At 59.8% G+C, this 25,344-nt stretch carries 31 protein-coding genes and 1 pseudogene; 14 read left to right on the top strand and 18 right to left on the bottom strand.

Going from position 1 to position 25,344, the window contains the following annotated elements:
- Window positions 1-67 precede the first annotated feature (67 nt).
- Window positions 68-550, top strand: a complete 483-nt coding sequence (locus GQR96_RS09745) for a glutathione peroxidase (protein WP_004203776.1) — start codon at window positions 68-70, stop codon at window positions 548-550.
- A gap of 147 nt (window positions 551-697) precedes the next feature.
- On the opposite strand, the gene GQR96_RS09740 is transcribed toward GQR96_RS09745, so the two are convergent.
- Window positions 698-1,138, bottom strand: a complete 441-nt coding sequence (locus GQR96_RS09740; RefSeq protein WP_004203774.1) for a VOC family protein — start codon at window positions 1,136-1,138, stop codon at window positions 698-700.
- Window positions 1,139-1,384: 246 nt separating this feature from the next.
- Complete coding sequence (locus tag GQR96_RS09735; RefSeq protein WP_004203773.1) at window positions 1,385-1,696, bottom strand: hypothetical protein; 312 nt, start codon at window positions 1,694-1,696, stop codon at window positions 1,385-1,387.
- Between the two features lie 67 nt (window positions 1,697-1,763).
- On the opposite strand from GQR96_RS09735, the gene GQR96_RS09730 reads away from it, so the two are divergent.
- The gene (locus GQR96_RS09730) at window positions 1,764-1,883 is read left to right on the top strand and encodes a hypothetical protein (protein WP_032425956.1); all 120 of its coding nucleotides are present in this window, start codon (window positions 1,764-1,766) and stop codon (window positions 1,881-1,883) included.
- A gap of 71 nt (window positions 1,884-1,954) precedes the next feature.
- Here the strand turns inward: GQR96_RS09730 and GQR96_RS09725 are convergent, their stop codons facing one another.
- Window positions 1,955-2,836 carry a LysR family transcriptional regulator gene (locus GQR96_RS09725; protein WP_017898598.1) on the bottom strand — a complete coding sequence of 294 codons (882 nt, stop codon included), beginning with the start codon at window positions 2,834-2,836 and terminating at the stop codon, window positions 1,955-1,957.
- A gap of 175 nt (window positions 2,837-3,011) precedes the next feature.
- Here GQR96_RS09725 and GQR96_RS09720 point away from each other — a divergent pair, with 175 nt between their 5' ends.
- Window positions 3,012-4,208, top strand: coding sequence for an MFS transporter (locus GQR96_RS09720; RefSeq protein ID WP_069134920.1), 1,197 nt, complete (start codon window positions 3,012-3,014; stop codon window positions 4,206-4,208).
- On the opposite strand, the gene GQR96_RS09715 is transcribed toward GQR96_RS09720, so the two are convergent.
- The 8 genes from GQR96_RS09715 to GQR96_RS09680 form a co-directional block, all read right to left on the bottom strand.
- Complete coding sequence (locus GQR96_RS09715; RefSeq protein ID WP_043522477.1) at window positions 4,205-5,221, bottom strand: acyl-CoA--6-aminopenicillanic acid acyl-transferase; 1,017 nt, start codon at window positions 5,219-5,221, stop codon at window positions 4,205-4,207. The genes GQR96_RS09720 and GQR96_RS09715 overlap by 4 nt on opposite strands.
- A gap of 21 nt (window positions 5,222-5,242) precedes the next feature.
- A complete protein-coding gene (gene glnQ / locus GQR96_RS09710; protein ID WP_004203768.1) occupies window positions 5,243-5,965 on the bottom strand; it encodes a glutamine ABC transporter ATP-binding protein GlnQ in 723 nt (240 codons plus the stop codon).
- A gap of 2 nt (window positions 5,966-5,967) precedes the next feature.
- Window positions 5,968-6,624 (bottom strand): glutamine ABC transporter permease GlnP, encoded by a 657-nt coding sequence (gene glnP, locus GQR96_RS09705; protein WP_049004538.1) that lies wholly within the window; start codon window positions 6,622-6,624, stop codon window positions 5,968-5,970.
- Window positions 6,625-6,675: 51 nt separating this feature from the next.
- On the bottom strand, window positions 6,676-7,428 hold the full coding sequence (glnH, locus tag GQR96_RS09700) for a glutamine ABC transporter substrate-binding protein GlnH (RefSeq protein WP_048294509.1): 753 nt from the start codon (window positions 7,426-7,428) through the stop codon (window positions 6,676-6,678).
- A gap of 127 nt (window positions 7,429-7,555) precedes the next feature.
- A complete protein-coding gene (locus tag GQR96_RS09695) occupies window positions 7,556-8,110 on the bottom strand; it encodes a carboxymuconolactone decarboxylase family protein (protein ID WP_017898603.1) in 555 nt (184 codons plus the stop codon).
- Entirely contained in the window at window positions 8,107-9,435 is a 1,329-nt protein-coding gene (locus tag GQR96_RS09690; protein WP_017898604.1) for an aspartate aminotransferase family protein, read from the bottom strand. Before GQR96_RS09690 ends, GQR96_RS09695 begins: the two co-directional genes overlap by 4 nt.
- A gap of 128 nt (window positions 9,436-9,563) precedes the next feature.
- The gene (locus GQR96_RS09685) at window positions 9,564-10,421 is read right to left on the bottom strand and encodes a MurR/RpiR family transcriptional regulator (RefSeq protein ID WP_004203760.1); all 858 of its coding nucleotides are present in this window, start codon (window positions 10,419-10,421) and stop codon (window positions 9,564-9,566) included.
- Between the two features lie 124 nt (window positions 10,422-10,545).
- Window positions 10,546-11,454, bottom strand: coding sequence for a LysR family transcriptional regulator (locus GQR96_RS09680; RefSeq protein ID WP_004203758.1), 909 nt, complete (start codon window positions 11,452-11,454; stop codon window positions 10,546-10,548).
- Between the two features lie 100 nt (window positions 11,455-11,554).
- Between GQR96_RS09680 and GQR96_RS09675 the strand changes: the two genes are divergently transcribed.
- A complete protein-coding gene (locus GQR96_RS09675) occupies window positions 11,555-12,664 on the top strand; it encodes an alkene reductase (RefSeq protein ID WP_065697229.1) in 1,110 nt (369 codons plus the stop codon).
- A gap of 2 nt (window positions 12,665-12,666) precedes the next feature.
- Window positions 12,667-13,260 carry an ester cyclase gene (locus GQR96_RS09670; protein WP_062913969.1) on the top strand — a complete coding sequence of 198 codons (594 nt, stop codon included), beginning with the start codon at window positions 12,667-12,669 and terminating at the stop codon, window positions 13,258-13,260.
- An 88-nt stretch (window positions 13,261-13,348) separates the two neighbouring features.
- Here GQR96_RS09670 and GQR96_RS09665 read toward each other — a convergent pair whose 3' ends face one another.
- On the bottom strand, window positions 13,349-14,098 hold the full coding sequence (locus GQR96_RS09665; RefSeq protein ID WP_065904705.1) for an SDR family oxidoreductase: 750 nt from the start codon (window positions 14,096-14,098) through the stop codon (window positions 13,349-13,351).
- 166 nt (window positions 14,099-14,264) lie between these two features.
- Between GQR96_RS09665 and GQR96_RS09660 the strand changes: the two genes are divergently transcribed.
- Window positions 14,265-15,170: a LysR family transcriptional regulator gene (locus GQR96_RS09660; protein ID WP_004203753.1), complete on the top strand. Its 906-nt coding sequence runs from the start codon at window positions 14,265-14,267 to the stop codon at window positions 15,168-15,170.
- Between the two features lie 6 nt (window positions 15,171-15,176).
- On the opposite strand, the gene GQR96_RS09655 is transcribed toward GQR96_RS09660, so the two are convergent.
- Together GQR96_RS09655 and GQR96_RS09650 are read right to left on the bottom strand one after the other, a co-directional pair.
- Complete coding sequence (locus GQR96_RS09655; RefSeq protein WP_004203752.1) at window positions 15,177-16,442, bottom strand: Y-family DNA polymerase; 1,266 nt, start codon at window positions 16,440-16,442, stop codon at window positions 15,177-15,179.
- A gap of 2 nt (window positions 16,443-16,444) precedes the next feature.
- Window positions 16,445-16,864 (bottom strand): translesion error-prone DNA polymerase V autoproteolytic subunit, encoded by a 420-nt coding sequence (locus tag GQR96_RS09650; RefSeq protein WP_004203751.1) that lies wholly within the window; start codon window positions 16,862-16,864, stop codon window positions 16,445-16,447.
- A 270-nt stretch (window positions 16,865-17,134) separates the two neighbouring features.
- Between GQR96_RS09650 and GQR96_RS09645 the strand changes: the two genes are divergently transcribed.
- Window positions 17,135-17,377: a DinI family protein gene (locus GQR96_RS09645; RefSeq protein ID WP_004203750.1), complete on the top strand. Its 243-nt coding sequence runs from the start codon at window positions 17,135-17,137 to the stop codon at window positions 17,375-17,377.
- Window positions 17,378-17,560: 183 nt separating this feature from the next.
- Here GQR96_RS09645 and GQR96_RS09640 read toward each other — a convergent pair whose 3' ends face one another.
- A complete protein-coding gene (locus tag GQR96_RS09640; RefSeq protein WP_074384552.1) occupies window positions 17,561-18,697 on the bottom strand; it encodes a glycosyltransferase family 9 protein in 1,137 nt (378 codons plus the stop codon).
- On the opposite strand from GQR96_RS09640, the pseudogene GQR96_RS09635 reads away from it, so the two are divergent.
- The 3 genes and pseudogenes from GQR96_RS09635 (at window position 18,692) to GQR96_RS09625 (ending at window position 20,008) form a co-directional block, all read left to right on the top strand.
- Window positions 18,692-18,848: pseudogene (locus tag GQR96_RS09635) on the top strand (hypothetical protein). The gene GQR96_RS09640 and the pseudogene GQR96_RS09635 overlap by 6 nt on opposite strands.
- A 95-nt stretch (window positions 18,849-18,943) precedes the next feature.
- A complete protein-coding gene (locus tag GQR96_RS09630; protein WP_004203748.1) occupies window positions 18,944-19,444 on the top strand; it encodes a YbaK/prolyl-tRNA synthetase associated domain-containing protein in 501 nt (166 codons plus the stop codon).
- Between the two features lie 117 nt (window positions 19,445-19,561).
- Window positions 19,562-20,008 carry a DUF441 domain-containing protein gene (locus GQR96_RS09625; protein WP_004203746.1) on the top strand — a complete coding sequence of 149 codons (447 nt, stop codon included), beginning with the start codon at window positions 19,562-19,564 and terminating at the stop codon, window positions 20,006-20,008.
- Here GQR96_RS09625 and GQR96_RS09620 read toward each other — a convergent pair.
- Window positions 19,992-20,786, bottom strand: coding sequence for an AraC family transcriptional regulator (locus GQR96_RS09620; RefSeq protein ID WP_072500731.1), 795 nt, complete (start codon window positions 20,784-20,786; stop codon window positions 19,992-19,994). The genes GQR96_RS09625 and GQR96_RS09620 overlap by 17 nt on opposite strands.
- A gap of 107 nt (window positions 20,787-20,893) precedes the next feature.
- On the opposite strand from GQR96_RS09620, the gene GQR96_RS09615 reads away from it, so the two are divergent.
- The gene (locus GQR96_RS09615; RefSeq protein ID WP_072140547.1) at window positions 20,894-22,069 is read left to right on the top strand and encodes a CynX/NimT family MFS transporter; all 1,176 of its coding nucleotides are present in this window, start codon (window positions 20,894-20,896) and stop codon (window positions 22,067-22,069) included.
- A 31-nt stretch (window positions 22,070-22,100) separates the two neighbouring features.
- Here GQR96_RS09615 and GQR96_RS09610 read toward each other — a convergent pair whose 3' ends face one another.
- Window positions 22,101-22,793, bottom strand: a complete 693-nt coding sequence (locus GQR96_RS09610) for a CTP synthase C-terminal region-related (seleno)protein (RefSeq protein ID WP_004203741.1) — start codon at window positions 22,791-22,793, stop codon at window positions 22,101-22,103.
- 145 nt (window positions 22,794-22,938) lie between these two features.
- Between GQR96_RS09610 and GQR96_RS09605 the strand changes: the two genes are divergently transcribed.
- Together GQR96_RS09605 and GQR96_RS09600 are read left to right on the top strand one after the other, a co-directional pair.
- Window positions 22,939-23,448, top strand: a complete 510-nt coding sequence (locus GQR96_RS09605) for a 2-thiouracil desulfurase family protein (RefSeq protein ID WP_004203740.1) — start codon at window positions 22,939-22,941, stop codon at window positions 23,446-23,448.
- A gap of 4 nt (window positions 23,449-23,452) precedes the next feature.
- The gene (locus tag GQR96_RS09600) at window positions 23,453-23,791 is read left to right on the top strand and encodes a DUF488 domain-containing protein (RefSeq protein WP_074186551.1); all 339 of its coding nucleotides are present in this window, start codon (window positions 23,453-23,455) and stop codon (window positions 23,789-23,791) included.
- Here GQR96_RS09600 and GQR96_RS09595 read toward each other — a convergent pair.
- On the bottom strand, window positions 23,781-24,020 hold the full coding sequence (locus GQR96_RS09595) for a putative hemolysin (protein ID WP_004203736.1): 240 nt from the start codon (window positions 24,018-24,020) through the stop codon (window positions 23,781-23,783). The two genes, GQR96_RS09600 and GQR96_RS09595, sit on opposite strands and share 11 nt — an antisense overlap.
- A gap of 300 nt (window positions 24,021-24,320) precedes the next feature.
- Here GQR96_RS09595 and GQR96_RS09590 point away from each other — a divergent pair, with 300 nt between their 5' ends.
- Window positions 24,321-25,334: a sensor domain-containing diguanylate cyclase gene (locus tag GQR96_RS09590; protein WP_017898645.1), complete on the top strand. Its 1,014-nt coding sequence runs from the start codon at window positions 24,321-24,323 to the stop codon at window positions 25,332-25,334.
- Window positions 25,335-25,344: the final 10 nt, after the last annotated feature.

Genomic DNA, 25,344 nt, shown 5'->3' with positions numbered 1-25,344 from the left:
GCCTAATCTGCTTCAAACAGTCACGCGATCGTCAGCGTTGCACTGTTTCCACTCTCAGGAGCCTGCTATGACCCCTTTTTATCAATTGACCGCCACCCGCCTGCGCGGCCAACCTCTCTCCATGGCTGACTATGCTGGCAAGGTGGTTCTGGTGGTGAATACGGCCAGCCATTGTGGCTTCACGTCACAGTATGCTGGTCTGGAAGCGCTCTACAAAAAGTACGCGGCTCAGGGGCTGGTGGTGCTTGGTTTTCCGTGCAACCAGTTTGGCAAGCAGGAACCCGGCGGTGCGGATGAAATCGAGCAGACCTGTCACGTTAACTACGGCGTGAGCTTCCCGATGTTTGCGAAAGTGGACGTCAACGGCCCCGCTGCACACCCGCTGTTTCGTTATTTGAAACAAGCGTTGCCCGGCGTGCTCGGCGGACGGATCAAGTGGAATTTCACCAAGTTCCTCATCGGTCGCGACGGCACACCCCTCACGCGTTTTGCGCCGTTCACGACACCGGAGAAAATGGAGGCTTCCATTGTTGCCGCCCTCAAGCGCTGAGTGTGCAGTCATTCCACGTTCACCCAACGGTGGCTGTCTGCCCATACAAGATAGATGTTGGTTCCTGGCCTGTAGCCGACCGCGCCAGCTGTCGCCGGAACGCCCTATTTCACGTCAGGGGCTGTAAACGCGCAAAACCGTAAGATGCTATATGCGAAGCGCCTGTTTCTGGTTGACGAACTTATCAGTTGCGGGAGAATAATGCTGACAAACGCATGCCAGCTTATTCCCGTCAGGATCGCGCAGGTAGGCCACATAAAAGTCGGGGCCATAGGCGGGGCGTGTGCCCGGTGCGCCTTCATTTTGCCCTCCTGCAAGAAGGCCTGCGGCATGGAACTGTCTGACAATCTCTGCGTTATCAGCCTGGAATGCAAACATTGTCCCGTTTCCCGCCGTTGCGGAATGTCCGTCAAAAGGAGGGCAAATACAAAAGCTGAACGCCTTATCCGGATTATTTTTATCTCCCCACATTGCCCAACTGTCTGTCCAGGCAGGCAGACGTGAGTAGCCAAGAACATTAAAAATAGCGTCATAAAAATCTACTGAGCGCTGAAAATCATTGGTACCTATCGTGATATAAGCCAGCATCTTATGACATCCTCTTTGCCGTTTCCCAGAACAGGCAGGATACCTCTTAACGTAACAATAAACGATTTCCTCTGATGCGCCTGACGCCGTTTGCCGTCTGAGCATCGGCGGTTTCGACATAGCCCGACCTGTTAAACGCTGGCGCAGTTGAGCGGTCCAGGGTTAATTAACCGGTGACGTCAGTCGATCTCACGCGGCCAGCAACCGTCTGTTGCTGGCCGATCTTCCACCTGCCCGGTCATCAGTCTACAGCGGCGACACGGCCTCAACTTCATGCTGAAACACGTAGGGGTCGGAGAGGAGTTCGAATACTTCATCGTCCGGATAGGTGACCGCGACGTGATAGTCTTCGCCTGCGAAGGCTTTGACCGCCGCGAGATCCTGCCAGTAGGTGGCGAGAAAGAAATGCGCCCATTCGCCCTGGTTTTCCCGGCGCACCAGGGCGCCTCTGTTGCCGGCGATGCTCTGAGCGTGTTCCACGCCGGTCCGCTCGAGGTGGCGGGCAAACCCCTCAGCATGCTGCAATGGCACACAGCCGTGCCAGGTCCTGACAATCATTTGCATTCTCCTGTGGTGATAAACATCTCACCCTAACATCGACAGGCATTTCTGGGGGAGCGCAACAATGCGGCGCTGGCCACAACACAAAATTATTTTGCCGGACGGGGATATCCTCTCACTCTGCACTATTTTTGACTGCGGAGCAGCATTGGGCCGAATATTGCGCGGCGAGTATCGCTGTTAGCTGGCGCGGAAAAAAATCGTGGCTCGTCAGCCTCGGGCTGTCGTATCGCTACACGCCCAAGCCGCGCCCCTTCAGGGCATCGCCAGCCGATCTTGATGGGCCGCAAAGAGGGTGATGAGATGGTCGGCGATAACCCGCACGCGTCTGGACCCGGCCAGGTCGGAATGCATCACCAGCCAGAGAGTCTGATCCGCGCCGATCTCCGGCTGCAGGCACTGCAGGCCGCTGGCCCGTGCCATAAAGTGCGGCAGAACGCCCAGTCCGAGGCCCGCGGATACCGCGGAAACCTGGGCCACGAGCGTATTGGCTTCGACTTTACACGGCCGCCCTCTCAGGGTGCGCGCGATCCATTGGGCGGCCGGCAGGTGCTGGTGAGTTTCCGGCCACCCCACAAAGTCCGCCTCGCTCAGCGACAGGCCGTCCGCACCGGCCAGATAGCCGGCGGCGCCATAGACGCCAAACCCCACCGTCCCCAGTCGCTTTAACGTCAAATGCCCGGCCTCAGGCTTGACCATGCGGATCGCCAGATCGGCATCCCGACGGTGCAGGTTCACCGGCTGCACGCCGCTCAGCACCTCCACCCGCAGCTCGGGATAATGGTCCAGGAGCCCTTTCAGGGAGGGCAGAATAAAATGCGTGGCCAGGTTATCTGAGGTGGCCAGGCGGACAACCCCGGCGACATGCCCCTGCAGTTGCGCCGCTTCGCCAAACGCCAGGCCTGCGTATTCCAGCGCCTCGGCCCGAGCGAGCAGGGCTTCGCCATCATCGGTCAGGCGATAGCCGCTCTGATGGCGGCTGAAGAGCGGAACGTTCAACGCCTGCTCCAGCCGATCCAGCCGGCGGGAGACCGTGGCTATCCCCATGTTCATTTTGTCGGCGGCGCCGCTCAGCGTTCCCGCCCGGGCGATGGCGAGGAATATGCGCGCATCATCCCAGTTAAATTCTGCGGTCATCTGTTTTCCATTTATGGAAAACGACTCTCCGTTTTCCGCTATTTTTTATCAGTTTCGCAGGGATGATACTGCACGCCACTCGCGGAGACAACCAGGCCATCCGGTCGCCTGCTCTCTCCTCACCTGAACGTCCGTGTACCGCGCGGAACGCTCCTTTCCTAAGGATACGCCTGATATGAAAGAGATTGCTTTACCCCTCCACCCGGCGCCGGCGCGCGTCTGGATAGCCGTCGTTGCACTCGGGATCTGCGCCTTTTCAATCGTCACCAGCGAACTGGCGCCGGTGGGCATGCTCAGCGCCCTGGCGGCGGATTTTCACCAGACTGAATCCGGCATGGGTCTCGCCGTCACCGCCTATGGCTGGGTGGGCGCCCTGGCGGCTCTGCTTTCCGGCGCAATGCCGGCGCGTATTTCCCGCAAGGCGCTGCTGGTCGGGCTGATGCTGATCCTCGCGCTTTCCTGCCTCGCCGCAACCCGGTCTTATTCGATGTTCGCCCTGATGAGCGCCCGCATGATTGGCGCCCTGGCGCATGGCGCCTTCTGGGCCTTAATTGGCATCGTCGCCGCGCAGATGGTGCCGCCGCACCGGCTGGGGCTGGCCACGGCGATCATTTTTGGCGGCGTGTCGGCGGCAAGCGTAGTGGGGGTGCCGCTGGCGAGCTTTATCGCCACCCTGGCGGGCTGGCGATACGCGTTTATGGCGATGGCCTTGCTGTCACTGGCCGCCGCTGCGGTGCTGTGCTCGACGCTGCCCGCGCTGGCCGCCCCAGCCCCCGTCAGGCTGCGCGTTTATCGTGATATTTTCCGCAATCCGCTGCTCGGTGGCCTGTATGGCGCCACGGCATGCATCATTACCGCTCACTTTGCCGCCTTCACCTACATTGAACCGCTGCTGATAAATCTGCAGGGAGTCCCGACGACCGCCCTCTCCGGCCTGCTGCTGCTGTCAGGGGTTTCCGGGCTGCTGGGTAACGTTATCGCGGGGAAGCTCATCGATCGTCATCTGAAGGGGCTGATTTTCGCTGCGCTGCTGCTGAGCGGGGGCGCGTTGGCGATCCTTGGCACCGCCCGTTTTGCGCCACTGCCATTCTGTTTTAGCGGGCTACTGTTAGCCCTGTGGGGCACCGGCATCGCGATTGTGTTCGTCGGCTTACAGACCTGGCTACTGCGCAGCGCGGGCGCGGTCGCGGTCGCCCAGCCGGCGTCAGCCATTTACGTGGCCATTTTTAATGCCGCCATCGGCACCGGGGCGCTTGTCGGCGGCCAGCTGATCGCCTCAGCTGGCCTGTCGGGAATGGTGTGGCTGGCGGCGGGGACCATGGTGGGCAGTACGCTGCTGATCGCTCTGCTGAAAGCGCCCTCGGGCCGCTAAACGCTGCCCTGTAAAACCGCGTTTTCACGGTCCAGCGTGAAGACCTGCCACACGACGCGGGTCGCGCTCAGGGTAAAAATGGCCGTCGCCAGCGTATTTTCCTCATCAGGATCGTCGGGAGACAGCCGGTAAATCGGTAACAACGGATCCTGCTGGTCGGAGAGCATCGCTTTCGCTGTCACGCCATCCAGCGGCGGGTTCGTCGCCAGCCACGCGTCCAGGCGCCGCTGGCGCGAGCCGGAGCTGCCGGTCACGATCTGTTCAATGGCCGCAAGCTGGGGATGGATCAGATGGTTGGCATGCCCGCTGGTGGCGGACAACGCGAGCACCGAGCTGCCGGAGCCGGTGGCTTCCACGCTAAACAGACGGCTATCGCCCATCTGGCCCAGGGTGTGGTGAAACGCGCCCGCGCGCGGCGTGGCGCTCAGCAGAGTGACGGCTTCCTCTAAGGTGGTGGCGTTCAGCGAGGCGCGGGCCAGAATCTGGCGCGGCATCCCGTCCGGACGATGCACGGCGCGAATATTGTTGACCGTATTGACTATCCCCTTCTCATTTACTGCGAAGGTATGTCCGCACAGGGAGCCGGGATAGGCGAAGCTGGTAAAGGCGAGGCCCACGTCCGGGGTTATGCTGACGATGGCGCAGTCTTCACGCAGCTGCGGGAAGCCGTCTTCATTGTGCGCAATGATCAACTCGCCCTCTGCGCTTCTCCCCGCCAGAGTGGTGCAGCCATCCGACGTCGAACGTACCAGATCGCCGCGACAGTTCCAGGCGAACACCTCATCCACCGGCGCCTGCAGCCCCTCCGCCATGCCCTCCAGCTCCTGCCAGATCAGCGGGAACTGAGCCTGCACGGCTGCGCGCATGCGCTGGGTCTGTTCCGTCGTTTTCAGGGCGGCCACCGTTTGCCACAGCGCCGTTTGCCTGATTTTTGTCTGCCAGGCCTCACGACCAAACGCGCCAAGCTGCTGACCGACCGCAAAGGCGGAACCACGGATTGCGATTGTTTTCATATTGTCATTATTCACTTATGTTCAGGATACGTGTTGCAAAAACTCTTGCAGACGCGGATTGCTGCTGGCCGTGAGCAGCGCCTCAGGTGAACCATCTTCGGCAATAGTGCCGCCATCAATAAAGATCAAACGGGAAGCCACCTCTCTGGCAAAGCCAATCTCATGGGTCACAATCACCATCGTCATGCCCTCTTCGGCCAGCGAGCGCATGACCTTTAACACCTCATGCCGCAGTTCAGGATCGAGGGCGGATGTTGGCTCATCAAATAACATCATTTTGGGTTTCACCGCCAGGGCGCGAGCTATCGCCACGCGCTGCTGCTGACCGCCCGAGAGCTCGGCAGGATAGTGGTTAGCGCGTTCACGCAGCCCCACGCGATCCAGCAACGCCAGCGCCTGCTCCCGCGCTGTGGCCTTGCTCTGCTTGCGCACGCGAAGCGGACCGAACATGACATTCTCCAGGGCGGTCAGATGCGGGAACAAATGAAACTGTTGAAACACCATACCGGCTTCGCGGCGAATATCACACTCATTCGCGTGCGGATCCGTAATATGCATGCCCGCCACCAGCAGCGTGCCGGAGGAGATCTCTTCCAGCTTGTTAATACAACGCAGCAGGGTCGATTTTCCCGAGCCGGAAGGACCGATGATCACTACCACCTCGCCCGCTTCAATCTTTAAATTGATATCGTGCAGCACCTGAGTGGCGCCGAAGTTTTTCGCCACCGCGCTAAATTCAACCATGCTCATAAAATATGGATCCTTTTCTCAACTTGTTTTAGCAGGAAGCTCAGGCACAATGTCAAAAACAGATAAATCATCGCCACCGCCGTCCACACCTCCAGCGCCCGAAAGTTGCCGGCAATAATCTCTTGTCCCTGACGGGTTAATTCTGCCACGCCAATCACAATAAACAGCGACGTATCTTTAATACTGATAATCCATTGATTGCCTAATGCCGGGATCATCCGCCGAAAAGCCAGCGGCATAATGACATGCCACAGGGTGCTGCGCGGCGATAATCCCATCGCGAGGCTGGCTTCTTTAAATCCTTTATTGATCGACAGAATCGCGCCCCGGGTGATCTCCGCTATATAAGCCCCGGAGTTAATCACAATGGTGATAATGGCGGCAGGAACCGGGTCAATACGCACCGGCAACACCATCGGCAGGGCGAAGTAGATAAACATCACCTGCACCATAATTGGCGTCCCGCGGATTAATTCCACAAACACCAGCGATACCGTTTTGGATATTACCCCGCCTAATGCGCGGCAGGTCCCGGCCAGCAAACCAATGATTAATCCACCTAACAAACCTGATAACGAAATAATTAGCGTCAGCTGCAAGCCTTGCATCAGCAGCGGCAATGCATCCCAAATATAGCGACTGTCAAAGTTCATGCTTCTACCCGTAAAGAAAATATGAGGTCGGATCGCTCCGACCTGGCAGGGTTATTTCGGCTGTTTAGCAAACCACTTTACGTAAATCTTGTCGTAGGTACCATCGGCGCGCAGGGCCTGCAGGGCCTGGTTGACTTTTGGCGTCAGGCTGCTGTTTTTCTGCATCGCAAAGCCATACTGCTGTGGCAGAATGCTGTCCGTCTCACCAGTGGATTTGACCTTGCCATTACCCGCCGTCTTCACGTAGTAAAGGACATTCGGCGAATCATGAACGACGGCATCGAGATTACCGGCCTGCAGGTCAAGGTAAGCGTTATCAATATTCGGGAACTCGATATAATTCGCTTTATATTTGCTTTTCATAAAGCTGGCCGCCGCCGTCCCCTGCTTAAGGCCGACTTTTTTCCCGGTCAAATCACTGAATTTAACAATGGAATTATCATTACTTTTCACGGCTATTAACAGGTCGGCATTATAATATCCTTCACTGAAGTCCACGACCTGCTTGCGCGCATCGGTAATCGTTATTCCCGCCATCGCCACGTCCAGATTACGCGACTGCAGACCGGGGATCAGGCCGCCGAAATCCATCGGCCTTAATTCGTAGCTGATATGCATTTTCTTCGCAATCGCGTCCCACAGATCGATATCAAAGCCGACATATTTATCGCCTTGTTTAAATTCAAATGGAACAAAGGCAGTATCGACACCCACCGTTATTTTATCTTCTGCTGCTGTAACAAAACTGGCTGAACAAATAACTAATGCCAGCGTCAGCTTTAATTTCTTAAATAATCCACTCATAATTACCCTCAGCGTCAGTGAAATAGCCTACAACGAACGTCACCCTGCGAAATATCTCGCCGGAAGAACCAATAACAAGAGCTGATATACCGGGCGCAGTTTTATGCGCCCGAATAAAAACGATAACTTATGCAGAAGACAGAGAGTCAGAGGTAGCCGGTGCTGGCGTCTGGGCGCTGTTCATCACCATGGAGAGAAAACTGTAATAACCGTTTATTCCAATCAGATCCACCACGCCCTTCTCGCCCCATAACTCAATGGCTTGTTGCCAGGTCTCATCGCTGACCTTTTGCTGTTGATGCAGCTGCTGACAGAAGTCATAGACCGTCTGCTCATCGGGCCGGAGATCCACGGGCCGGCGCCTTTCCTTAATCGCCTGCACCGCCGCGGCAGCGATCCCTTTCTCGCGTGCTATCGGCGCATGGATCGCCCACTCAACCGGCTGCGACCAGTGCCGCGCGGTCAGCAAAATCGCCAGTTCAGAAAGACGCTGGCCCAGCGCGCTGCGATAGCGCAGGTACTCCCCCATACGCTGGGCATGGGCCATCAGCTCGGGGCTCCGCAGCAGCGGTTCAAAGGGCGGCAGCAAGGCGCCGCGCGGTCCGTTGATAATCTCTTCCGCTAACTGACGCTGCTGAACGTCCCATTCCTGTTCCGCCAGGGGCGGTAAACGATTGCTCATAATTTCCCCGTCTCTTCGCGGATCACGCAGTTCAGGGTATCGACCACAAAATCGAGCTGCGCCGGGGTGATGATAAACGGCGGTGCAATCAGAATGTGGTCGCCAGACTGGCCATCGATGGTGCCGCCCATGGGATAGACCATCAGTCCACGCGCCATGCAGTTTGCTTTGATCGCAGCGTGCAGCTTCAGGGAAGGATCGAACGGCGTTTTGTCGTCTTTATCACGCACCAGCTCGACCCCCGCAAACAGGCCGCGTCCGCGCGTATCACCGACATGCGGTAACTCCCCCAGCACCTCGCGCAGCGCCTTGTGCAGATAGGCGCCCTGCTGTTTGACGGCGTCCAGCAAATTATCGCGCGCGATCACTTGCTGCACCGCCAGGGCTGCCGACGCGGCGGTGGCATGACAAATGTAAGTGTGACCATGCTGGAACAACCCGCTGCCCGCCTTTAGCGCGGAGACGATAGTCTCACTCGCCAGCACCGCCCCAATCGGCTGATAGCCTCCGCCGAGTCCTTTGGCGATGGTCACTAAATCGGGCACCACGTCATCCTGTTCAAACGCATGCAGCGTCCCGGTCCGCCCCATACCGCACATCACCTCATCCGCGATGTACAGGATGCCGTATTTGTCGCACAGGCGGCGGACCCCTTGCAGATAGCCCGGCGTCGGCGGCGTGGCTCCCGTCGTCGCCCCCACCACGGTTTCGGCACAGAAACCGATGATCGTTTCCGGGCCGGCCTCAAGGATGGCTTGCTCCAGCTCATTAAGCAGGCGCTCGGTATATTGCTGTTGGGTCTCGTCAGCCCGGCGATCGCGGTACTCATTGCAGGCGGAGACGCGGATAACATCCATTAATAAGGGAGCAAACTGACGACGGCGCCATTCGTTCCCCCCCACCGCCAGCGCGCCCAGCGTATTGCCGTGATAGCTCTGTTTACGGGCGATAAAGCGGGTGCGCGATGGCTGGCCGATCTCCACAAAGTACTGCCGCGCCATCTTCAGCGCCGTCTCTACCGCCTCAGAACCGCCCGAGACAAAGTAGGCGTAGTTAAGCTCGCCGGGCGCCGTGCGGGTGAGATGTTCTGCAAGCTGCTCGACGGCATCGCTGGTGAAAAAGCTGGTATGCGCATAGGCCAGCCGATCGATCTGGCGGTGCATCGCCGCCAGCACATCAGGATGCGCGTGTCCGAGGCAGGAAACCGCCGCCCCGCCGCAGGCATCAAGATACGGTTTTCCCTGGGCATCAAAGATATAGGCCCCTTGCGCACGTGAAGCCACCATCGGCGTGCTACGCAGGCTGCGGTGAATGACATGACTCATACTGGGTTCTGCTCCTGAATCCGCTACATGAATTGAGCGTATCTTGCAGGATCCATTTGGATCACGTCAACGAATTAAAGATATAAATGCATCCATTATTCTTATAATTGATACATTTGAATCATTTATCAGGACTTACCGGGGATCACGTAGGCGCCAGACTCAATAAGATAGCGTTCGGCATTTTCAATTTTACTCACCGCCTCCCGACCGTGGCGCACCACCAGCATCGCCAGCAGGCACTCCGCCAGGCCCATGCCGGAGACCACGGAAGGGAAAAATGACGGACTGTCGATGGAGAACAGCAGCGTGCAGTCTGCCGCCTGCGCTAAGGGGGAAACCGGCGAGTCGGTAATGGCGAGGATCTTCGCCCCGGCCTGCCGGGCTGCCTGTAAAACATCCAGTGATTCGCGTGAATAGGGAGCAAAGCTGGTGAGTAAGACGCAGTCCCGGGCGGTTAGTTCGCGGGTAAAAACTTCGATATTGCTGGCCAGGCCATCGATCAATGACACCTGGCGGTTAAACAGTCGATAGACATAGAACAGCGACCACGCGATCGGAAAGCTGGCGCGGAATCCGCAGATATAGACATTCTCCGCGCTATCGAGCAAGGTCACCGCCTGCTCCATCTCCTGGGCATTTTCATTTTGCGTAAAGGTCAGATTCGCCTGATGCGCCTGAAAAACCTCTTTATACAGCTGCGTTTGCGTCCCGCGGGCCATCATTTTTTCCGCTTTTGATACGTATGTATCATTGCGCAGCCCCAGATCGTCAATGAAATCACTTTTCAGCTCGCTCCAGCCGCGGTAGCCCAGCCGCTGCGCCAGACGCAGCAGCGTCGCCGGTTTTACCCCGGCTTCCGCCGCGAAGGCACGCATTGATAACACCACCAGCTGACTGGCATTTTGCAGTGAGAACTCGGCGGCGCGTTGCAGCTCGGGCGACAACCCGCCGAATTCATTAATGATTTTTTCCCTGAGATTCATGGCAGCCACTGACTGGTTTTAAGTGAAAGCTATCTAATCATATTTGAGATCAAGACTCTATAGGCTGGTCTAACACCCGGGGGCCATCCTTTGCGCTCCTGAGCATGGCGAACCGCCCTGCCCGTCACTTCTCCAGCCAGTCGATAAAAAACGCCATAAACGCCGACACCTGCGGCGGTTGCAGCTTTCGCTGGGGAAAGACAAACTGCAGCCCAACCTCCTTGCGGTCTAAGGGGCTAAATCCGGTGAAGCGATCGGCAAACAGCACCTGAAGCCGCCCCTCCTCGACATCCCTCTTCACATCCCACCATGATTTACCGGCGATCCCCGACCCGCTGAGCGCCCACTGCCGCAGCAGCGCCCCATCGTCGCAGACCATCGCCGGCGTCACCCGGATGATCTGCTCTTTTCCCGCCTCCTCAAAGCGCCACTCGTTCATCACCACACCGTGCCGCTCCAGCGCCAGGCAGCGGTGATGATGCAGCGCCTCGGGCGAAGCCGGCGTTCCACGGGCGGCAAGGTAAGCCGTCGAGGCCACCAGCACCCGGTGGTTAGGACGGATGTGGCGGATGGCCAGGCTGCTGTCCGGCAGATTACCGACGCGAATGCTCATATCCAGCCGGTTGGCGACCAGATCCTCCACGCGCTCGCCTAAGTAGACGGAAAAGGTCACTTCCGGGTGACGGCGGGTAAAGTCGACGATGGCCGGGCTAAGGTATTGTCGGCCAAAGTCGGAGGGGGCGGAAAGGCGAATATCGCCGCTCAGGACGCCCTCTTTTTGCGTCAGCAACGACTCGGCGTGGCGCGCCTCCTCCAGTACGCGCCGCGCGGCATGATAAAAATCTTCCCCCGCGTTGGTCAGGGTGATAGCGCGCGTGGAGCGATGGAACAGGCGGGTCTGGTAACGCTCTTCCATCGCCTTCAGGCGGGCCGTCATGGTGGCCGGCGAAAGCGACAACCGTCTACCGGCGGCGGAGAGTCCCCCCGCTTCGGCGACTGCCACCAGCAGCGCCATATCTTCCAGCTTGCCCATTTTTCGTATATCCCGAAAAGTGAATCTATTTTTCGTCTAATTATCAAAATCAGCTCCCGACTGTAAAGTGATTTCCATTCCACTCGCAAGGGACACCACTATGAACACGCTCTCACTTTTTGATCGTCATCGCATCGGTACGCTGCCGCTGAAAAACCGTATCGTCATGGCTCCCATGACCCGGGCGCGCGCGCTGCAGCCGGGAAATATCCCCTCCGCGCTGATGGCGGAGTATTACCGCCAGCGCGCCAGCGCGGGATTGATCGTTACGGAAGCGACGCAAATCTCTCCCGAGGGACAGGGGTATTCCTGGACGCCCGGCCTGCATTCCGCTGAGCAGATTGCCGGCTGGCAGTTGACGACCCGCGCCGTACATCAGGCCGGCGGCGTTATTTTTTCTCAGCTCTGGCACGTGGGACGCATGTCGCACGCCCGTTTCCATGCGGATGGTCAACCCGTGGCCCCCTCGGCGCTGGCGCCGGACGCCCAGGTCTGGGTGGTGGATGAGCAGGGCCGGGGCCAGATGGTTGACTGTTCACCGCCGCGGGCGCTCTCCCGGTCGGATATCCAGCGTATTGTCGCCGATTACCGTCAGGCGGCGCGCAATGCGATCGCGGCGGGGTTTGACGGCGTGGAAGTACACGGCGGCAATGGCTATCTGATCGACCAGTTCCTGCGGCGGACCGCCAACCAGCGTACCGATGAGTACGGCGGCAGCCTGAACAACCGGATCCGTTTTGCCCAGGAGGTACTGACCGCCATCGGCGACGCAATCGGCCGCGAGCGGACGGGCATCCGCCTTTCCCCCTTCATTACCCAGCGCGGGATGAATGACCCGCAGGTGATCGATGCCATCCTTGCCCTGGCGGCCTGGTGCGAACAGCAGGGCATCGCCTTTATCCATCTGGCGGAGGCGGACTGGGACGATGCCCCAGCCGTTCCCCGACGCTTCCGCGACACGCTGCGCGCGACCTTCAGCGGCACGCTGATCGTGGCCGGGAATTACGATCAGCAGAAGGCGGAGCGCATTCTTGACGCCGGTCTCGCCGACCTCGTGGCTTTCGGCCGGCCGTTTATTGCCAATCCCGACCTGCCGCAGCGGCTTCTGCACCGCTGGCCGCTGGCGACCGTCAGCGATCCCGGCACGCTGTTTGGCGGCACGGCGGCGGGCTATACCGACTATCCCTTCTATACGGAGCATAAAGAGTGAAAATGACCCGCAAAATGTTACCTGCCGGCCGTGGTGTCGCGGTTGCCCGCACGCAGGCCAGACGCGGCCTCACGCGCCATCGCTGCGCCACCGCGCTGCTGCTTGTCGCAATGTCCGGCTCCGCGTATGCAGCCCAACAGGATCTGCTGAAGCCGGCGCAACTCATCGCTGACGGCAGCCTTCCCGCAGCCACACGCGCCGCCAATGAATATGTCGCCAGGCAGTATGCCACGTTCTGGAATACCGGTGATGCCGCGCTGGCCCGGGCGGCGCTGGCGGAGAATTTTATCGATAAAACGCCCCCGGAAGGCCGCCGACAGGGGCCGGAAGGAGCGATCCTCGCCTCCAGAGCGTTTCGCCAGGCGGTGCCGGATTTACGCTGTGATGTCGAACAAATGATCGTGGCCGGTGACCGGGTGGTCTCACACTTACATTTTCATGGCCGCTTTACCGGGACCTTCGGCACCCGGCAGGGTAAGGGACAAAATATCGATTTTATCGCCACCGATATCTATCAGATCCGCGGCGGTAAAATTACCGCCAACTGGCATATTGAAGATAACCTGACGCTGATGAAACAGCTGGGCGCGCAATAAGCCGCCCGCGGACGGTGCGTCAGCGATCGCCAACACGGCGAGCCGCCCCGGTCTCCGCTGGGACGGCTCGCCTGGCGTCAGCCGGCGCTTAGATTTGCGCCAGCCCGCCGTCGACATAGATCTCTGCGGCGTTAATAAAGCTCGACTCATCCGACGCTAAAAACACCACCGTCCGGCCAATCTCCTCCGGCTCGCCCAGCCGCCCGAGCGGTACGCCGGCGGCCAGAGCATCGAACAAGCCCTGGCGGTCCGTCTCCGCCACCAGCCCTCCCAGACCCGGGGTACGTACCGGCCCCGGGCTGACCACATTAATGCGGATCCCGCGGTCGCTAACCTCCAGCGCCCAGGAGCGCGCCAGGCTGCGTACTGCGGCCTTACTGGCGCTATAGATGCTGAAGTTAGCCGTCCCTTTTACCGCCGCCGTAGAGCCGGTCAAAATCACCGAGGCGCCGTCGGTGAGCAGCGGCAGCGCTTTCTGCACGGTGAACACCACCCCGCGCACGTTAGTGGCAAAAATCCGCTCAACGTGCGCTTCGGTAACGGCGCTGAGCGGCAGCATGTCTCCGCCGCCGGCATTGGCGAACAGTACATCCAGCCGGCCGGACTCGTCGGCAATGGTCGCAAATACCGCGTCAAGGTCGCTTAACACGCCGGCATCAGCGCGGATCCCGCGGGCGGCGGGTCCGATGAATCTTACCGCCGCATCCAGCTCCTCCTGACGGCGGCCGGTGATGTACACCTTCGCGCCCTGCTCCGCCAGCGCTTTCGCCGACGCCAGGCCAATCCCGGCGCTGCCGCCGGTGACTAACGCCACTTTATCCGCAAGTTTTTTGCTCATGGTGCATTTCCTTGGTTAGAGTATAAACAGGCCAGGCTCGCGAAAGCGCCCCGCCGGGTATGGAAAGCACTGTAATCGTCCCGGCGAGGCCGAAAAATGGCCTAATCTGAAAAACACTCTTCCCCTCGGTGGATAATCACCTCCAGTAACCAGGATAAAGAGAATAATGGACCGGTTTTCAGCTCTTAAAGCCTTCACCCGCGTTGTCGAAGCCGGCAGCTTTACCCGCGCCGCGGACTCGCTGAATATGCCCAACGCCACCCTCAGCAAAACCATTCAGCAACTGGAGGCGCATCTTGGGGTTTCCCTCCTGCAGCGCACTACGCGGCGTATCACCGTGACGCCGGAAGGACGGGAATACTATGAAAAGGCCCGGCGCCTGCTGGAAGACCTGGAAGAGATCGACGCCGCCTTCAATACCGCCCGCAATAAGCCAAAGGGCCATCTGCGGATCGCCATCGGCGGGTCGACCGCGCGCGATGTGCTGATCCCGCTGCTGGCGGACTTTATGACCACCTGGCCGGATATCCGTATCGATTTGCAAGTGGCCGATAAGCCCTCGGACCTGATCGGCGGCAATATTGACTGCGCCATCCGCGGCGGACCGATGGAAGACTCGACGCTGATCGCCCGTAAAATCGGCGAGGCGGCGCTGGTTACCTGCGCCACCCCGGGCTATCTTCAGCGCTATGGTACGCCCGCCTCACCGGATGAACTGAACCATGGCCACCGGCTCATCAGCTACCTGTCGCCGGCCAGCGGCAGAGCGTTTCCGTTTCGTTTTGCCCGTCACGGCGTCAGCACCGAGCTGAAGACGGAGCACCATCTCGGCATCAATGAGAGCAACGCGCATATTGCCGCCGGCGAGGCGGGCTTAGGCATTGTGCAGACCTTTACCTATTCGCTGAAACCGGCGCTGGCGAGCGGCGAGCTGGTGGAGATCCTCAGCGCCTGGCGCCCGGCCCCCTATCCTTTTCACGTTGTCTATGCCCGGCACCGGCACGTCCCGCCCCGGCTCCGCGTCTTTATTGACTGGCTGGCGGCGGTTTTTCCGTCTGCGGTGCAGGGATAGCGCGCGTTATCTGACGCGGAGCAGGTCGCCGTATCGCGTGGTGTAGCGCGGCGATAGCATCTCTCGCTTCATCTGCCACTGCTGCTGGACCCCCTGGCCGGCAAAATAGAGCGCCCCCCTGCCGTTTTTCGCATTCAGCTGGTCGAGCACCTGCATCAGCCTGGCGCTGTTCTGCCGCGGGGCAAGCTCGTCGAACAGGTTCAGCTGGGCGACGCCCTGGCTGTAGAAATCGCCGAGCATCACCCCGGCCTTCTGATAGCGATGCCCCGCTTTCCAGATGGCGTCCAGGCAGTTTGTCGCCGCGGCGATAATATCCCGGGAATCCTGCGTCGGCGTCAGCAGCTTCAGTGAGGCGCTGTTGCCGTAATAGGGTTCATTCAGCGCGAAGGGGCTGGTTTTGACAAAGGCGGAGACGAACCGGCAGTACTGATGCTCACCGCGCAGCTTTTCTGCTGCCCGCGCGGCATAGCTGCAGATCGCCTGGCGCATATCCTCATAGGCCGTAATGCGATCCCCGAACGAGCGGCTGCAGATAATTTCCTGCTTAGCGGGAGCAAACTCCTCCAGCGCCAGGCAAGGCTCGCCGCGCAGCTCCCGTACCGTTCGCTCAAGCACCACCGTGAAGTGCTTGCGGATAAAGCGGATATCGCTCTCCGCCAGCTGGAGTACCGTGCCGATCCCCATTGCCTCAAGCTTTTTACCGATCCGCCGCCCGATGCCCCAGACCTCACTCACCGGCAACAGCGCCATCAGCTTCCGCTGCCGCTGCGGGCAGGATAAATCCACCACCCCGCCCGTCTGCCGCTGCCACTGCTTCGCCGCGTGGTTGGCCAGCTTCGCCAGGGTTTTGGTCGGGGCGATCCCGACGCCCAGCGTCAGATGGGTGCGCTGCTGCACCGTGGCGCGGATTTCCCGGCCAAAGTCGGTCAGATCTTTGCAGTGGCGCACGCCGCTGACATCGCAAAAGGCTTCATCGATACTGTAAATTTCGCAGCGCGGGGCGAGCTCTTCCAGGGTGGTCATTACCCGGTTGGACATGTCGGCGTACAGCTCATAGTTGCTGCTGAACGCCACGACGCCGTGGCGAAGAAACGCCGCCTTCTGCTTAAAGTAGGGTTCGCCCATTTTCACAAACGGCTTCGCCTCCGCCGAGCGGGCGATCACACAGCCATCGTTGTTCGACAGCACCACCACCGGCCGCCCCTTCAGGTCTGGCCGGAAGGCGGTCTGGCAGCTCGCATAAAAGGCGTTCACATCACAGTGCGCGAACATGATCAACCCGCTGCCTTGATGATGTAGGTCACCACGCCGAAAATATCGAGCGTCTCCTCGCGGCCGACCACGATGGGCGAATAGGCCGGGTTCATCGGGTTAAGCTGCACCCGGGGCAGAAGTTGCAGCTTTTTTACCGTAAATTCGCCGCCGACGGCGGCAATGACGATATCGCCATGCTCCGCTTTACGCGCGCTGTCCACCACCAGCAGATCGCCTTCGTCAATGCCGGCATTGATCATGCTGTCGCCTGCGGCTTTGACAAAATAGGTCGCGCTGGGATGCTGCACCAGCAGCTCGTTGAGGTCGATTCGCTTCTCGACATAGTCCTGGGCCGGGCTGGGAAAGCCGCACTGCACCAGGTCGGCAAAAAAGGGAAAGGAGACAATCTGACGTAGCTCAACCGGCGTGTAAAAGTTCATTTTTTAACCCACCACATAATACTGAATATATATACAGTAGTTTTGCCTGTTTTGCCGGTCAATATCGGCTCCAGCTATCAATCGCCAGCACTGAAATAACTCCTTGATGTCAATGGGGGTCCTCTTCAGCGCCCACGAACCGTTTGCTGCTTTTGCGCGCAGCCCGCCCGCCGCGCAAGGTGGTAGATGCGCCGCGCCGCGGCATTCGCTTGACACTGTACATTAATACAGTAAAACTAACGCCCGCGATCAGCATACAGAGGACAGAAGATGTTTGTGGAACTGATTTATGACAAGCGCAATTTTGCCGGGCTGCCGGGCGCCAGAGAGACCATTCTTAACGAGCTGACCAAACGCATGCAGCGCATTTTCCCGGAGGCGGAAGTGCGCGTGAAGCCGATGATGACGCTGCCGGCGATCAACACCGACGCCAGCAAGCATGAAAAAGAGCTGATCAGCCGCACGGTGCAGGAGATGTTTGAAGAGGCGGACATGTGGCTCACTGAAGAGTAATGCCGCCCGTTAGTCGCGGCGCCCCCCTCTTTAAGAGCTTTCCCGGATGTAGCAGAGCCACGGGCAACAGTACAATAGCGGCGGTTGCAGACTGGCAATGCAACCTTCGCTCACCTGCTGGCTCTTGCATACGGCCAGCAGGTGAGCCTCCCGGACATGCCTGCCGGCCTTTCCTCATCGCCCTCACAGCGTCTCCGGTAGCGCCGCTATAATTCTATCCACCAGTTCGCGATGCTCATGCACCTTCCCGCATTTAACAATAATCTGTCTGGCGTTGTCATAGCCCGGCGCCCACAGCCGATTATTAAGCAGAACGTCCTTGTAGACCGCGATCAGCGGTTTGTTCCACGCCGCCGCCATGTGCACCACCGAGGTGTCCGGGGAGATAATCAGCTCCGCCTGGGCAATCAGCGCCATCGCATGGTGTAACGTGTTAAATGGGTTAATCACCACCTCCGGCGGCAGCGGGATGCGGATCTCACGCCGGTGATCGAGCAGAATAACCGCGATCCCCGGATGGCGAGCCAGCAGTTTGTCGAGCAGTTCGGCCAACTGCGTCTGCGAGAGACTGCGGTCGCCATGGCCGGCAAAAATATTAATCACTACCGCTTTTCTGCTCAGCGACGCCAGATACTGCGCCACCTCCTGCATAATCGGCCCGGGCACCGCCAGGTCGTAAGCGTCCAGCCCGCGGGTGTCCAGTTTGAGATAATTGGCGATCAGCTCGAACGTTTTCGTCACGTGCCAGCGCTGGCAATCAAAATCAAAAGAGTGGGAATAATGCTTAATCGACGGCCATTTATTAAACCCGAGCACCGATTTCGCTTTTATTTGTCGGAAAAGCCGCAGGCGATGCACGGGAATATCGAACAGCGAAGGGTCAATAATAATATCGTACTTATTATTAGCCAGTTCATTAATAACATCGCGGGGAACGTTATGATTAAATTTTCGCAAAAAATCGGCGGACGTAACCGGTTCAGCTTCATAAATATAGCGGATCCGCGGGTTATAACGCATCACCTGGCTATTAGAGGTCGTCAGCAGGAAATCAACGATATAGCCTGACTGATGCAGGCATTTCACCAGCGCGGAATCCACCACCACATCGCCGACCGCCCCCTCATTGCGCATCAGTAAGACGGTTTTCGCGGACGACAAATCCACCGGCTGACGGCGTCGGCGATCCCAGAGCGCTTTCGCCACGCCCACCCGCAGGGCATTACGTACTTTCTTAGTAAAGTAATTTCGCCGTCTGTTGAGCTCCCTTATTTTATTAAACTTCTTGCGTGGGGAGCCCTGCATGGTTGCATCGTGCATCATCCTAACCTCATTACGGCAATCATTAATATTCTGTGTCGTCCGATAGAGACTGAGCGAAATAAAAAAAGTTCGATTGAAAATGAAAATCATTCTTTTTTTTATTTACAAAACTCATCCAGCCCTGCGGGATTGCACCACAGCACTGTGAAGCAATAATGAGTGAATCGTGAATTTGCCGGCCCACCGTTGGCAGGCCGGCGCAACAGCGCTAAGCTGGCTGCTTTATGAAGTCAGGAGGACGCTATGCTTGAAGCAGTAGAAGGTAATATCCATCAGCGGCTGTGCGCGCTGCTCGACGAACATCAGGCGCGCTATCGGGTGATGGCGCACGAGGCGGTCGGCCAGTGCGAAGCCGTCTCGGCGATCCGCGGCACCGCGCTTGGCCAGGGCGCGAAAGCGTTAGTCTGTAAAGTCAAAGGAAACGGCGTCAACCAGCATGTGCTGGCGATCCTCGCCGCCGATCGGCAGGCCGACCTCGCCAGCCTGGCCCGGCATATCGGCGGCAGCAAAGCCTCGCTGGCCAGCCCGGCGGAAGTGGAAGCGCTCACCGCCTGCGCGTTCGGCGCCATTCCCCCCTTCAGTTTCCATCCGGCGCTGCGGCTGGTGGCCGACCCGCTGCTGTTTGAGCGCTTCCCACAAATCGCCTTTAACGCCGGGCGCCTGGACCGATCGATCATTCTCGATACCGAAGACTATTTACATATCGCCCGACCGGAGATCGCGACCTTTCGCCGTCTTAGCTAACCGGGCATCGGCCCTGATTTCCGCCGCATGGCGTAAAAATCCTGTTTATTCACGCCACGATGCGTAGAGTCAGCGGGATATTTTTTGGCATTCTTTTTTTGGCAAGGACCTCTGTACATGTTTGATACCACCCTGTTGATCCTGCTGGGTCTGGCGGCGCTCGGCTTTATCAGTCATAACACCACCGTAGCAATCTCCATCCTCGTGCTGATTATCGTGCGCGTCACGCCGCTGAACGCCTTCTTTCCCTGGATTGAGAAGCAGGGCCTGACCGTCGGGATCATCATTCTGACTATCGGCGTGATGGCGCCCATCGCCAGCGGCACGCTGCCGCCATCGACGCTGATCCACTCCTTTATGAACTGGAAATCGCTGCTGGCGATTGCGGTCGGGGTGTTTGTCTCGTGGCTTGGCGGACGCGGCGTCTCGCTGATGGGCTCCCAGCCGCATCTGGTGGCCGGGCTGTTGGTCGGTACGGTGCTCGGCGTCGCCCTGTTTCGCGGCGTCCCGGTCGGGCCGCTGATTGCCGCCGGGATCATCTCGCTGTTTATTGGGAAGTCGTAGCCAGGCTGCCGTGATAGCGGCCCGGCGTCTGCCCAAGCCCTTTCTTAAACATGGTGATGAAGGCGGTGGTGGAATCGTAGCCCAGCGCCTGGGCCGTCTGCTGTACCGTCTGCCCGCGGATCAGCTGCTGCAGTGCAAGGATCAGCTGCAGCTGATGGCGCCAGCGGCGAAAGCTCAGCCCCGTTTCACGCACCACCAGCCGCGCCAGATTGCGCTCGCTCATCGCGAACTCCGCCGCCCACTGGTTCAGGGTCTGCCAGCGCGCCGGATCCTCAGCCATCATCGTCACCATCTGGCGAATTTTCGGGTGGTTCGATACCGGCAGCTGCAGGTGCTCCTGCGGCTGACGGGGCAGCTCATCAAACAGAACCTGCACCAGCCGGGCCGTGGCGGGGGCGGCCAGCGACTCCCCGCCGCGTTCCGCCAGGGCGAGGATCAGCTCCCGCACCAGCGGGGAAATCTTTAACGTACAGCAGCGGTCCGGCATCGGCGCGGCGCCCGGCTCGATGAACAGGAAGCACACCTGGGCGCCGGGGGTGGCGCGGTTACTGTGGGAAAGCTGCCCCGGGACCCACACCGCATACTGCGGCGGCACCATCCACATCGCGTTCTCCACCTCGCAGGTTAAGGCGCCGTGCAGGGCGAGGATCAGCTGCCCCTTGCGGTGGGAATGCGCCGGAATATACTGCTCCGCCTCCACCACCCGAATACGAAAGGCAATGGCCGATTCGTGGCCACTGTCCGGTTCATAACCATCCAGACCCAGTCCGATCATCATGTTGTCCGATATTAGCGATAATCTGTCATTTTAGCTTGATTTAAACAGAGGACAAAGTCGCTATCGTAACCCCCCTCTTTAGTTACCTTGAGAATGATATGTCTTCTGTGACCTCCTCCACCGGCCGCCGCTCCGCGCTGCTGATTGCCGGTATCCTGCTCATCGCCACCACCCTGCGCGTGGTCTTTACCGGCGCGGCGCCGCTGCTGGACGCGATTCGTAGCGACTATGGCCTGACCACCGCGCAGACCGGGCTGCTCACCACCCTGCCGCTGCTGGCCTTTGGCCTTGTCTCGCCGCTGGCGGCAGGGGTTGCCCGCCGGTTCGGCATGGAGCGCAGCCTGTTGCTGGCGATGCTGCTGATCTGCGCCGGCATTGCCCTGCGCTCCCTGCCCTCCGCTGCATGGCTGTTTATCGGCACGGCGGTGATCGGTTGCGGCATTGCGCTGGGAAACGTGCTGCTGCCCGGGCTGATTAAACGGGATTTCTCGCAGCATGTCGCGCGGATGACCGGCGCCTATTCCCTGACGATGGGCGGCGCAGCGGCGCTAGGCTCGGCGCTGGTGGTCCCCGTGGCGATGGCCGGATTCGGCTGGCGCGGGGCGCTGCTGCTGCTGATGATCTTTCCGCTGCTGGCGCTCCTCAGCTGGCTGCCGCAGTCCCGGCGTCAAGCGGAGGCCCCGCTGACCGGCTCAGGCGCCATGCATAACCGGGGGATCTGGCGGTCGGCGCTGGCCTGGCAGGTGACGCTGTTCCTCGGCATCAACTCGCTGGTCTATTACGTGATTATCGGCTGGCTGCCGTCGATTCTGCAGAGTATGGGCTATAGCGAAGCGCAGGCCGGCTCGCTGCATGGCCTGCTGCAGCTGGCGACCGCTGCGCCCGGCCTGGCGATACCGCTGATCCTGCATCGGCTGCGCGACCAGCGCGGGATCGCGGTGCTGGTCGCCCTGATGTGCGCCATCAGCGCCGCCGGGCTGTGGCTACTGCCAGGGCTGGCGATCGGCTGGACGCTGCTGTTCGGCTTTGGCTCCGGAGCCACGATGATCCTCGGCCTGACGTTTATCGGCCTGCGCGCCAGCTCGGCGCACCAGGCCGCGGCGCTGTCGGGGATGGCGCAGAGCGTCGGCTATCTGCTGGCCGCCTGCGGGCCGCCGCTGATGGGCAGGATCCACGATGCCAATGGCGACTGGCATATTCCGCTGCTGGCGGTGGCGCTGATTTCGCTGGTGATGGCGATCTGCGGCGCCCTCGCCGGGCGCGACCGGGAGATTCATCCCTGAAGATGACCGGCAGCGGGCGCTGCCGGTAGGGTTATTGTGCCGCGGCGCGCAGCAACGCCTGCACCAGCGGCGCAGGACGCCCGTCCAGCGCGTGGCGCTCATGCTGGAACAAGGTGGCGACAAAAAACGGGTGCGTCACCAGCTCGACGGCGCGGATCTCACCCTCTTCATCCCAGCCGGTGACGCGCAGATCGCCCTGCTCCAGCTCCGCGGCAAACGCGCTGTCCACACCGTAGCGGCAGTGGTAGCCCTCTTCAATGCTCTCCCGACCATAGGCGCGGGCAATCAGCGTATTCGCCCGCAGCTCGACGACGGCAGAAGCCTCCACCAGCGAGCAGCTGAGGGGCGCGATCACCATCCGCCCTTCGCTGTCGGTTTCCGCATGACCGGCATCCTGCCAGCCGAGCACGTTACGGGCGTATTCAATCACCGCGTGCTGAAAGCCGCCGCAGGTGCCGAGGAAAGGAATGCTGTTTTCACGGGCATAGCGGATAGCGGTAAACGCGCCTTCCGGGTGACGATACGGGCTGCCGGGAACGACCCAGACGGCATCGTACTCCGCCAGCGCGTCGCCGGAGGCGATCGACGGGGTGGCGAGCCAGTCATATTTCACCGGCTGCTCCAGCACGGCGGCAGCATCGTCTATTGCCAGGGGAATGGCCTGATGGGCAACAATATCGGGGTGATAATCGCCGACAAGGGCGAGGCGTAAAGGGGTTTTCATAGCAGGTTCCTTATGTCTGGACGAGACGAGCAGCACAAGGCACGTCAGGATAGCGATCCCCTCTGTGGAACACAATCCTTATTTTCACCCCACCGCCGTGGCCGGCGGGTGAGGTATACTGGAGCAAGCGCAAAAGGGAGAGAGGATGAAAAGTAAGCTTTTGGTCAGCGCCTGCCTGATGGGATTCCAGGTGCGATATAACGGTAGCGAGAAAGCGCAGCTGGCGGCGACCCTGTCCCGCTGGCAGCAGGCGGATCGTCTGGTGATCCACTGCCCGGAGCTGGCGGCCGGTCTGCCGACGCCCCGCCTGCCGGCGGAGATCGTCGACGGCGCCGGCGGCGATGTGCTTGCCGGGCGGGCGCGGATCGTGGAAAGCGACGGCCGCGACGTCACGGGACATTATCAGCTGGCTGCCTGGCTGGCGCTCAGCGCCGCCCGGGAAGCGGGCTGTCAGGCGGCGTTACTCACCGACGGCAGCCCCACCTGCGGCAGCCAGTTTATCTATGACGGTTCCTTTCGCGGGCGGCGCAAAGCGGGCGCCGGCGTGGCCGCCGAGCTGCTGCGCGCCCACGGCATCACGGTGTTTTCCGACGGGCAGATCCCGCAGTTGCTCGCCTGGATGGCACAGAGGGAGCAGGATGATGATTCAATGTAAACGGGTGTACGATCCGCAGGAAAGCAGCGACGGCTACCGGGTGCTGGTCGACCGTCTCTGGCCGCGGGGGATTAAAAAAGAGGCGCTGGCCTGTGATGAGTGGTGTAAAGAGTTAACGCCGTCCGCTGAGCTGCGGAAAGCCTTTCACGGCGAGGCGATCGATTTCGACCACTTCAGCCAGCACTATCGTCAGGAGCTCGACGCCCATCGCGACACGGGCCTGCGGCTGGCGGCGCTGGCGCAGCGCCAGACGCTGACGCTGCTGTACGCCGCGAAGAACACCGAGCAGAATCATGCCCGGGTGCTGGCCGCCTGGCTGGCGGCCCTGCCGGTTACGATTTAGCCGGATGGTCCCGGCGCCATAGCGCCCACTCATCGAGGGTTTCGCCGCTGGGCAGCTTGCACTGGGTGCTGACGCCCTGCGGCGTTTGCACCGGCACCCGGGTGCCGCCGGATTGCTGGCAGTAGACCGCCGCGGGATTGGGCATGCCGATGGTTTTCGTCGGCGCGGTGGGCTGCGGCTGGGCACAGCCGGCCAGCGCCAGGGGCAAAATAGCCAGTAACTTTTTCATCTTTTCTCCCTTTCTCCAATTCCCGGGGATTTTAGCCTGAATCTCCATGGTTTCTCCATCTTGCCTGCACTTTTCCCCCGTAGAGTAGCCCCTGTTCTCGAACTGACCAGAGAACAGATCATTCCATAATCAATGAGTTTTTCCCCGTCGCCCCCGACGGGGCTTTTTTCCCGGCGAGTCGACAAGTATTCCCCAGAAAGATGTGATAAATTTAAAAATATCACTGTTTATTCGACGCTGATGTCCGTTTGCAGCCCAATATGCTGGGGTGACGTTTGGCGTGCTGGAGCTGTATTATTCATGTCAGATTTTATTCTTGCCCGGGTGTCGCAAACCCTCGCTACGGAACAGTCCCTGGAAACCCTGGTGCGCCAGCTGCTGGAGATGCTTGAGGCGGTGACGCGAATGGAGTCCACCTACCTTACCCGCATCGATATCAACGCCCAGCGGCAACAGATCATGTTCGCCCACAACAGCAGCGAAATGCAGATCCCGGAAGGGTTTTCCGTTCCCTGGGATGAATCCCTGTGCAAACGCGCCCTTGAGGATCAGTGTACGTTTAGCAATGACGTCGCCCGTCGCTGGCACTCCTGTATCGCCGCCCAGGAGCTGGGGATCGCCACCTTTTTAAGCATTCCTGTGCGCCTGGCCGACGGATCTCTGTTCGGTACCCTCTGCGCCACCAGCCGGCAACAACAGCCTTATAACCTTGAAGGTGAACAGGTCATGGGCCTGTTCGCGAAGCTCATTTCCCACTACGTGGAAAAAGACACCCTGGTGCAACAGCTGCAGGCGGCAAACGTCGCGCTGGAGCTGCACTCGTCTACCGATGAGCTCACCCAGCTCCCTAACCGCCGCGCGCTGTTTAAGCAACTGGCGCTACGCTTTGCCTCCGCCCGCGCTCAGCAGCAACAGGTCGCGCTCATTTTTATCGATCTCGACGGTTTCAAAGCCATTAACGATCGGTTCGGCCATCCGTGCGGCGACAGCTTTCTGGTGCAGGTCGGTGAACGACTCACCGCCGTCGCGCGCCGTGAAGATATCGTTGGCCGCCTTGGCGGCGATGAGTTTTTGATCGTCGGTAGCGCCCAGCCACCTGCAGCGCAGCAGGCGTATGTCACCACCCTGCGCCAGGCCCTGTGCGGGGTCTACTTCCTCGGCGAACAGCGTATCAACTATGAGGGCGCCAGCTTCGGGGTGGTCATCTGCGATCCGCAGAGTATCGATGTTGAAGCGGCCTTACGCGCTGCCGATGAGGCGATGTATCAGGATAAGAAGTCTCGCCGGCAGGAGAATTTTATTCATATTGACTAAAGTCACGCGA

Origin of the sequence: Klebsiella sp. PCX (genome assembly GCF_021869705.1) — a bacterium.
Taxonomy (GTDB): Bacteria; Pseudomonadota; Gammaproteobacteria; order Enterobacterales; family Enterobacteriaceae; genus Klebsiella; species Klebsiella quasipneumoniae.
Note: the sequence above shows the minus strand (reverse complement) of the source record. Positions and strands in the feature narration are given on the sequence as shown.

Excerpts from the sequence above, each read along its gene's own strand:
- GQR96_RS09590 (WP_017898645.1), top strand. The coding sequence starts at position 24,321 with ATGTCAGATTTTATTCTTGCCCGGGTGTCGCAAACCCTCGCTACGGAA.
- GQR96_RS09595 (WP_004203736.1), bottom strand. The coding sequence starts at position 24,020 with ATGAAAAAGTTACTGGCTATTTTGCCCCTGGCGCTGGCCGGCTGTGCC.
- GQR96_RS09625 (WP_004203746.1), top strand. The coding sequence starts at position 19,562 with ATGTTTGATACCACCCTGTTGATCCTGCTGGGTCTGGCGGCGCTCGGC.
- GQR96_RS09725 (WP_017898598.1), bottom strand. The coding sequence starts at position 2,836 with ATGACCGCAGAATTTAACTGGGATGATGCGCGCATATTCCTCGCCATC.
- GQR96_RS09720 (WP_069134920.1), top strand. The coding sequence starts at position 3,012 with ATGAAAGAGATTGCTTTACCCCTCCACCCGGCGCCGGCGCGCGTCTGG.
- GQR96_RS09620 (WP_072500731.1), bottom strand. The coding sequence starts at position 20,786 with ATGATGATCGGACTGGGTCTGGATGGTTATGAACCGGACAGTGGCCAC.
- GQR96_RS09605 (WP_004203740.1), top strand. The coding sequence starts at position 22,939 with ATGAAAAGTAAGCTTTTGGTCAGCGCCTGCCTGATGGGATTCCAGGTG.
- GQR96_RS09690 (WP_017898604.1), bottom strand. The coding sequence starts at position 9,435 with ATGAGTCATGTCATTCACCGCAGCCTGCGTAGCACGCCGATGGTGGCT.
- GQR96_RS09715 (WP_043522477.1), bottom strand. The coding sequence starts at position 5,221 with ATGAAAACAATCGCAATCCGTGGTTCCGCCTTTGCGGTCGGTCAGCAG.
- GQR96_RS09685 (WP_004203760.1), bottom strand. The coding sequence starts at position 10,421 with ATGAATCTCAGGGAAAAAATCATTAATGAATTCGGCGGGTTGTCGCCC.
- GQR96_RS09640 (WP_074384552.1), bottom strand. The coding sequence starts at position 18,697 with ATGCACGATGCAACCATGCAGGGCTCCCCACGCAAGAAGTTTAATAAA.
- GQR96_RS09650 (WP_004203751.1), bottom strand. The coding sequence starts at position 16,864 with ATGAACTTTTACACGCCGGTTGAGCTACGTCAGATTGTCTCCTTTCCC.
- GQR96_RS09730 (WP_032425956.1), top strand. The coding sequence starts at position 1,764 with ATGCGGCGCTGGCCACAACACAAAATTATTTTGCCGGACGGGGATATC.
- GQR96_RS09695 (WP_017898603.1), bottom strand. The coding sequence starts at position 8,110 with ATGAGCAATCGTTTACCGCCCCTGGCGGAACAGGAATGGGACGTTCAG.
- GQR96_RS09655 (WP_004203752.1), bottom strand. The coding sequence starts at position 16,442 with ATGTTCGCGCACTGTGATGTGAACGCCTTTTATGCGAGCTGCCAGACC.
- glnP (WP_049004538.1), bottom strand. The coding sequence starts at position 6,624 with ATGAACTTTGACAGTCGCTATATTTGGGATGCATTGCCGCTGCTGATG.
- GQR96_RS09680 (WP_004203758.1), bottom strand. The coding sequence starts at position 11,454 with ATGGGCAAGCTGGAAGATATGGCGCTGCTGGTGGCAGTCGCCGAAGCG.
- GQR96_RS09675 (WP_065697229.1), top strand. The coding sequence starts at position 11,555 with ATGAACACGCTCTCACTTTTTGATCGTCATCGCATCGGTACGCTGCCG.
- GQR96_RS09670 (WP_062913969.1), top strand. The coding sequence starts at position 12,667 with ATGACCCGCAAAATGTTACCTGCCGGCCGTGGTGTCGCGGTTGCCCGC.
- GQR96_RS09665 (WP_065904705.1), bottom strand. The coding sequence starts at position 14,098 with ATGAGCAAAAAACTTGCGGATAAAGTGGCGTTAGTCACCGGCGGCAGC.
- GQR96_RS09630 (WP_004203748.1), top strand. The coding sequence starts at position 18,944 with ATGCTTGAAGCAGTAGAAGGTAATATCCATCAGCGGCTGTGCGCGCTG.
- glnQ (WP_004203768.1), bottom strand. The coding sequence starts at position 5,965 with ATGGTTGAATTTAGCGCGGTGGCGAAAAACTTCGGCGCCACTCAGGTG.
- glnH (WP_048294509.1), bottom strand. The coding sequence starts at position 7,428 with ATGAGTGGATTATTTAAGAAATTAAAGCTGACGCTGGCATTAGTTATT.
- GQR96_RS09610 (WP_004203741.1), bottom strand. The coding sequence starts at position 22,793 with ATGAAAACCCCTTTACGCCTCGCCCTTGTCGGCGATTATCACCCCGAT.
- GQR96_RS09740 (WP_004203774.1), bottom strand. The coding sequence starts at position 1,138 with ATGCTGGCTTATATCACGATAGGTACCAATGATTTTCAGCGCTCAGTA.
- GQR96_RS09660 (WP_004203753.1), top strand. The coding sequence starts at position 14,265 with ATGGACCGGTTTTCAGCTCTTAAAGCCTTCACCCGCGTTGTCGAAGCC.
- GQR96_RS09735 (WP_004203773.1), bottom strand. The coding sequence starts at position 1,696 with ATGATTGTCAGGACCTGGCACGGCTGTGTGCCATTGCAGCATGCTGAG.
- GQR96_RS09645 (WP_004203750.1), top strand. The coding sequence starts at position 17,135 with ATGTTTGTGGAACTGATTTATGACAAGCGCAATTTTGCCGGGCTGCCG.
- GQR96_RS09745 (WP_004203776.1), top strand. The coding sequence starts at position 68 with ATGACCCCTTTTTATCAATTGACCGCCACCCGCCTGCGCGGCCAACCT.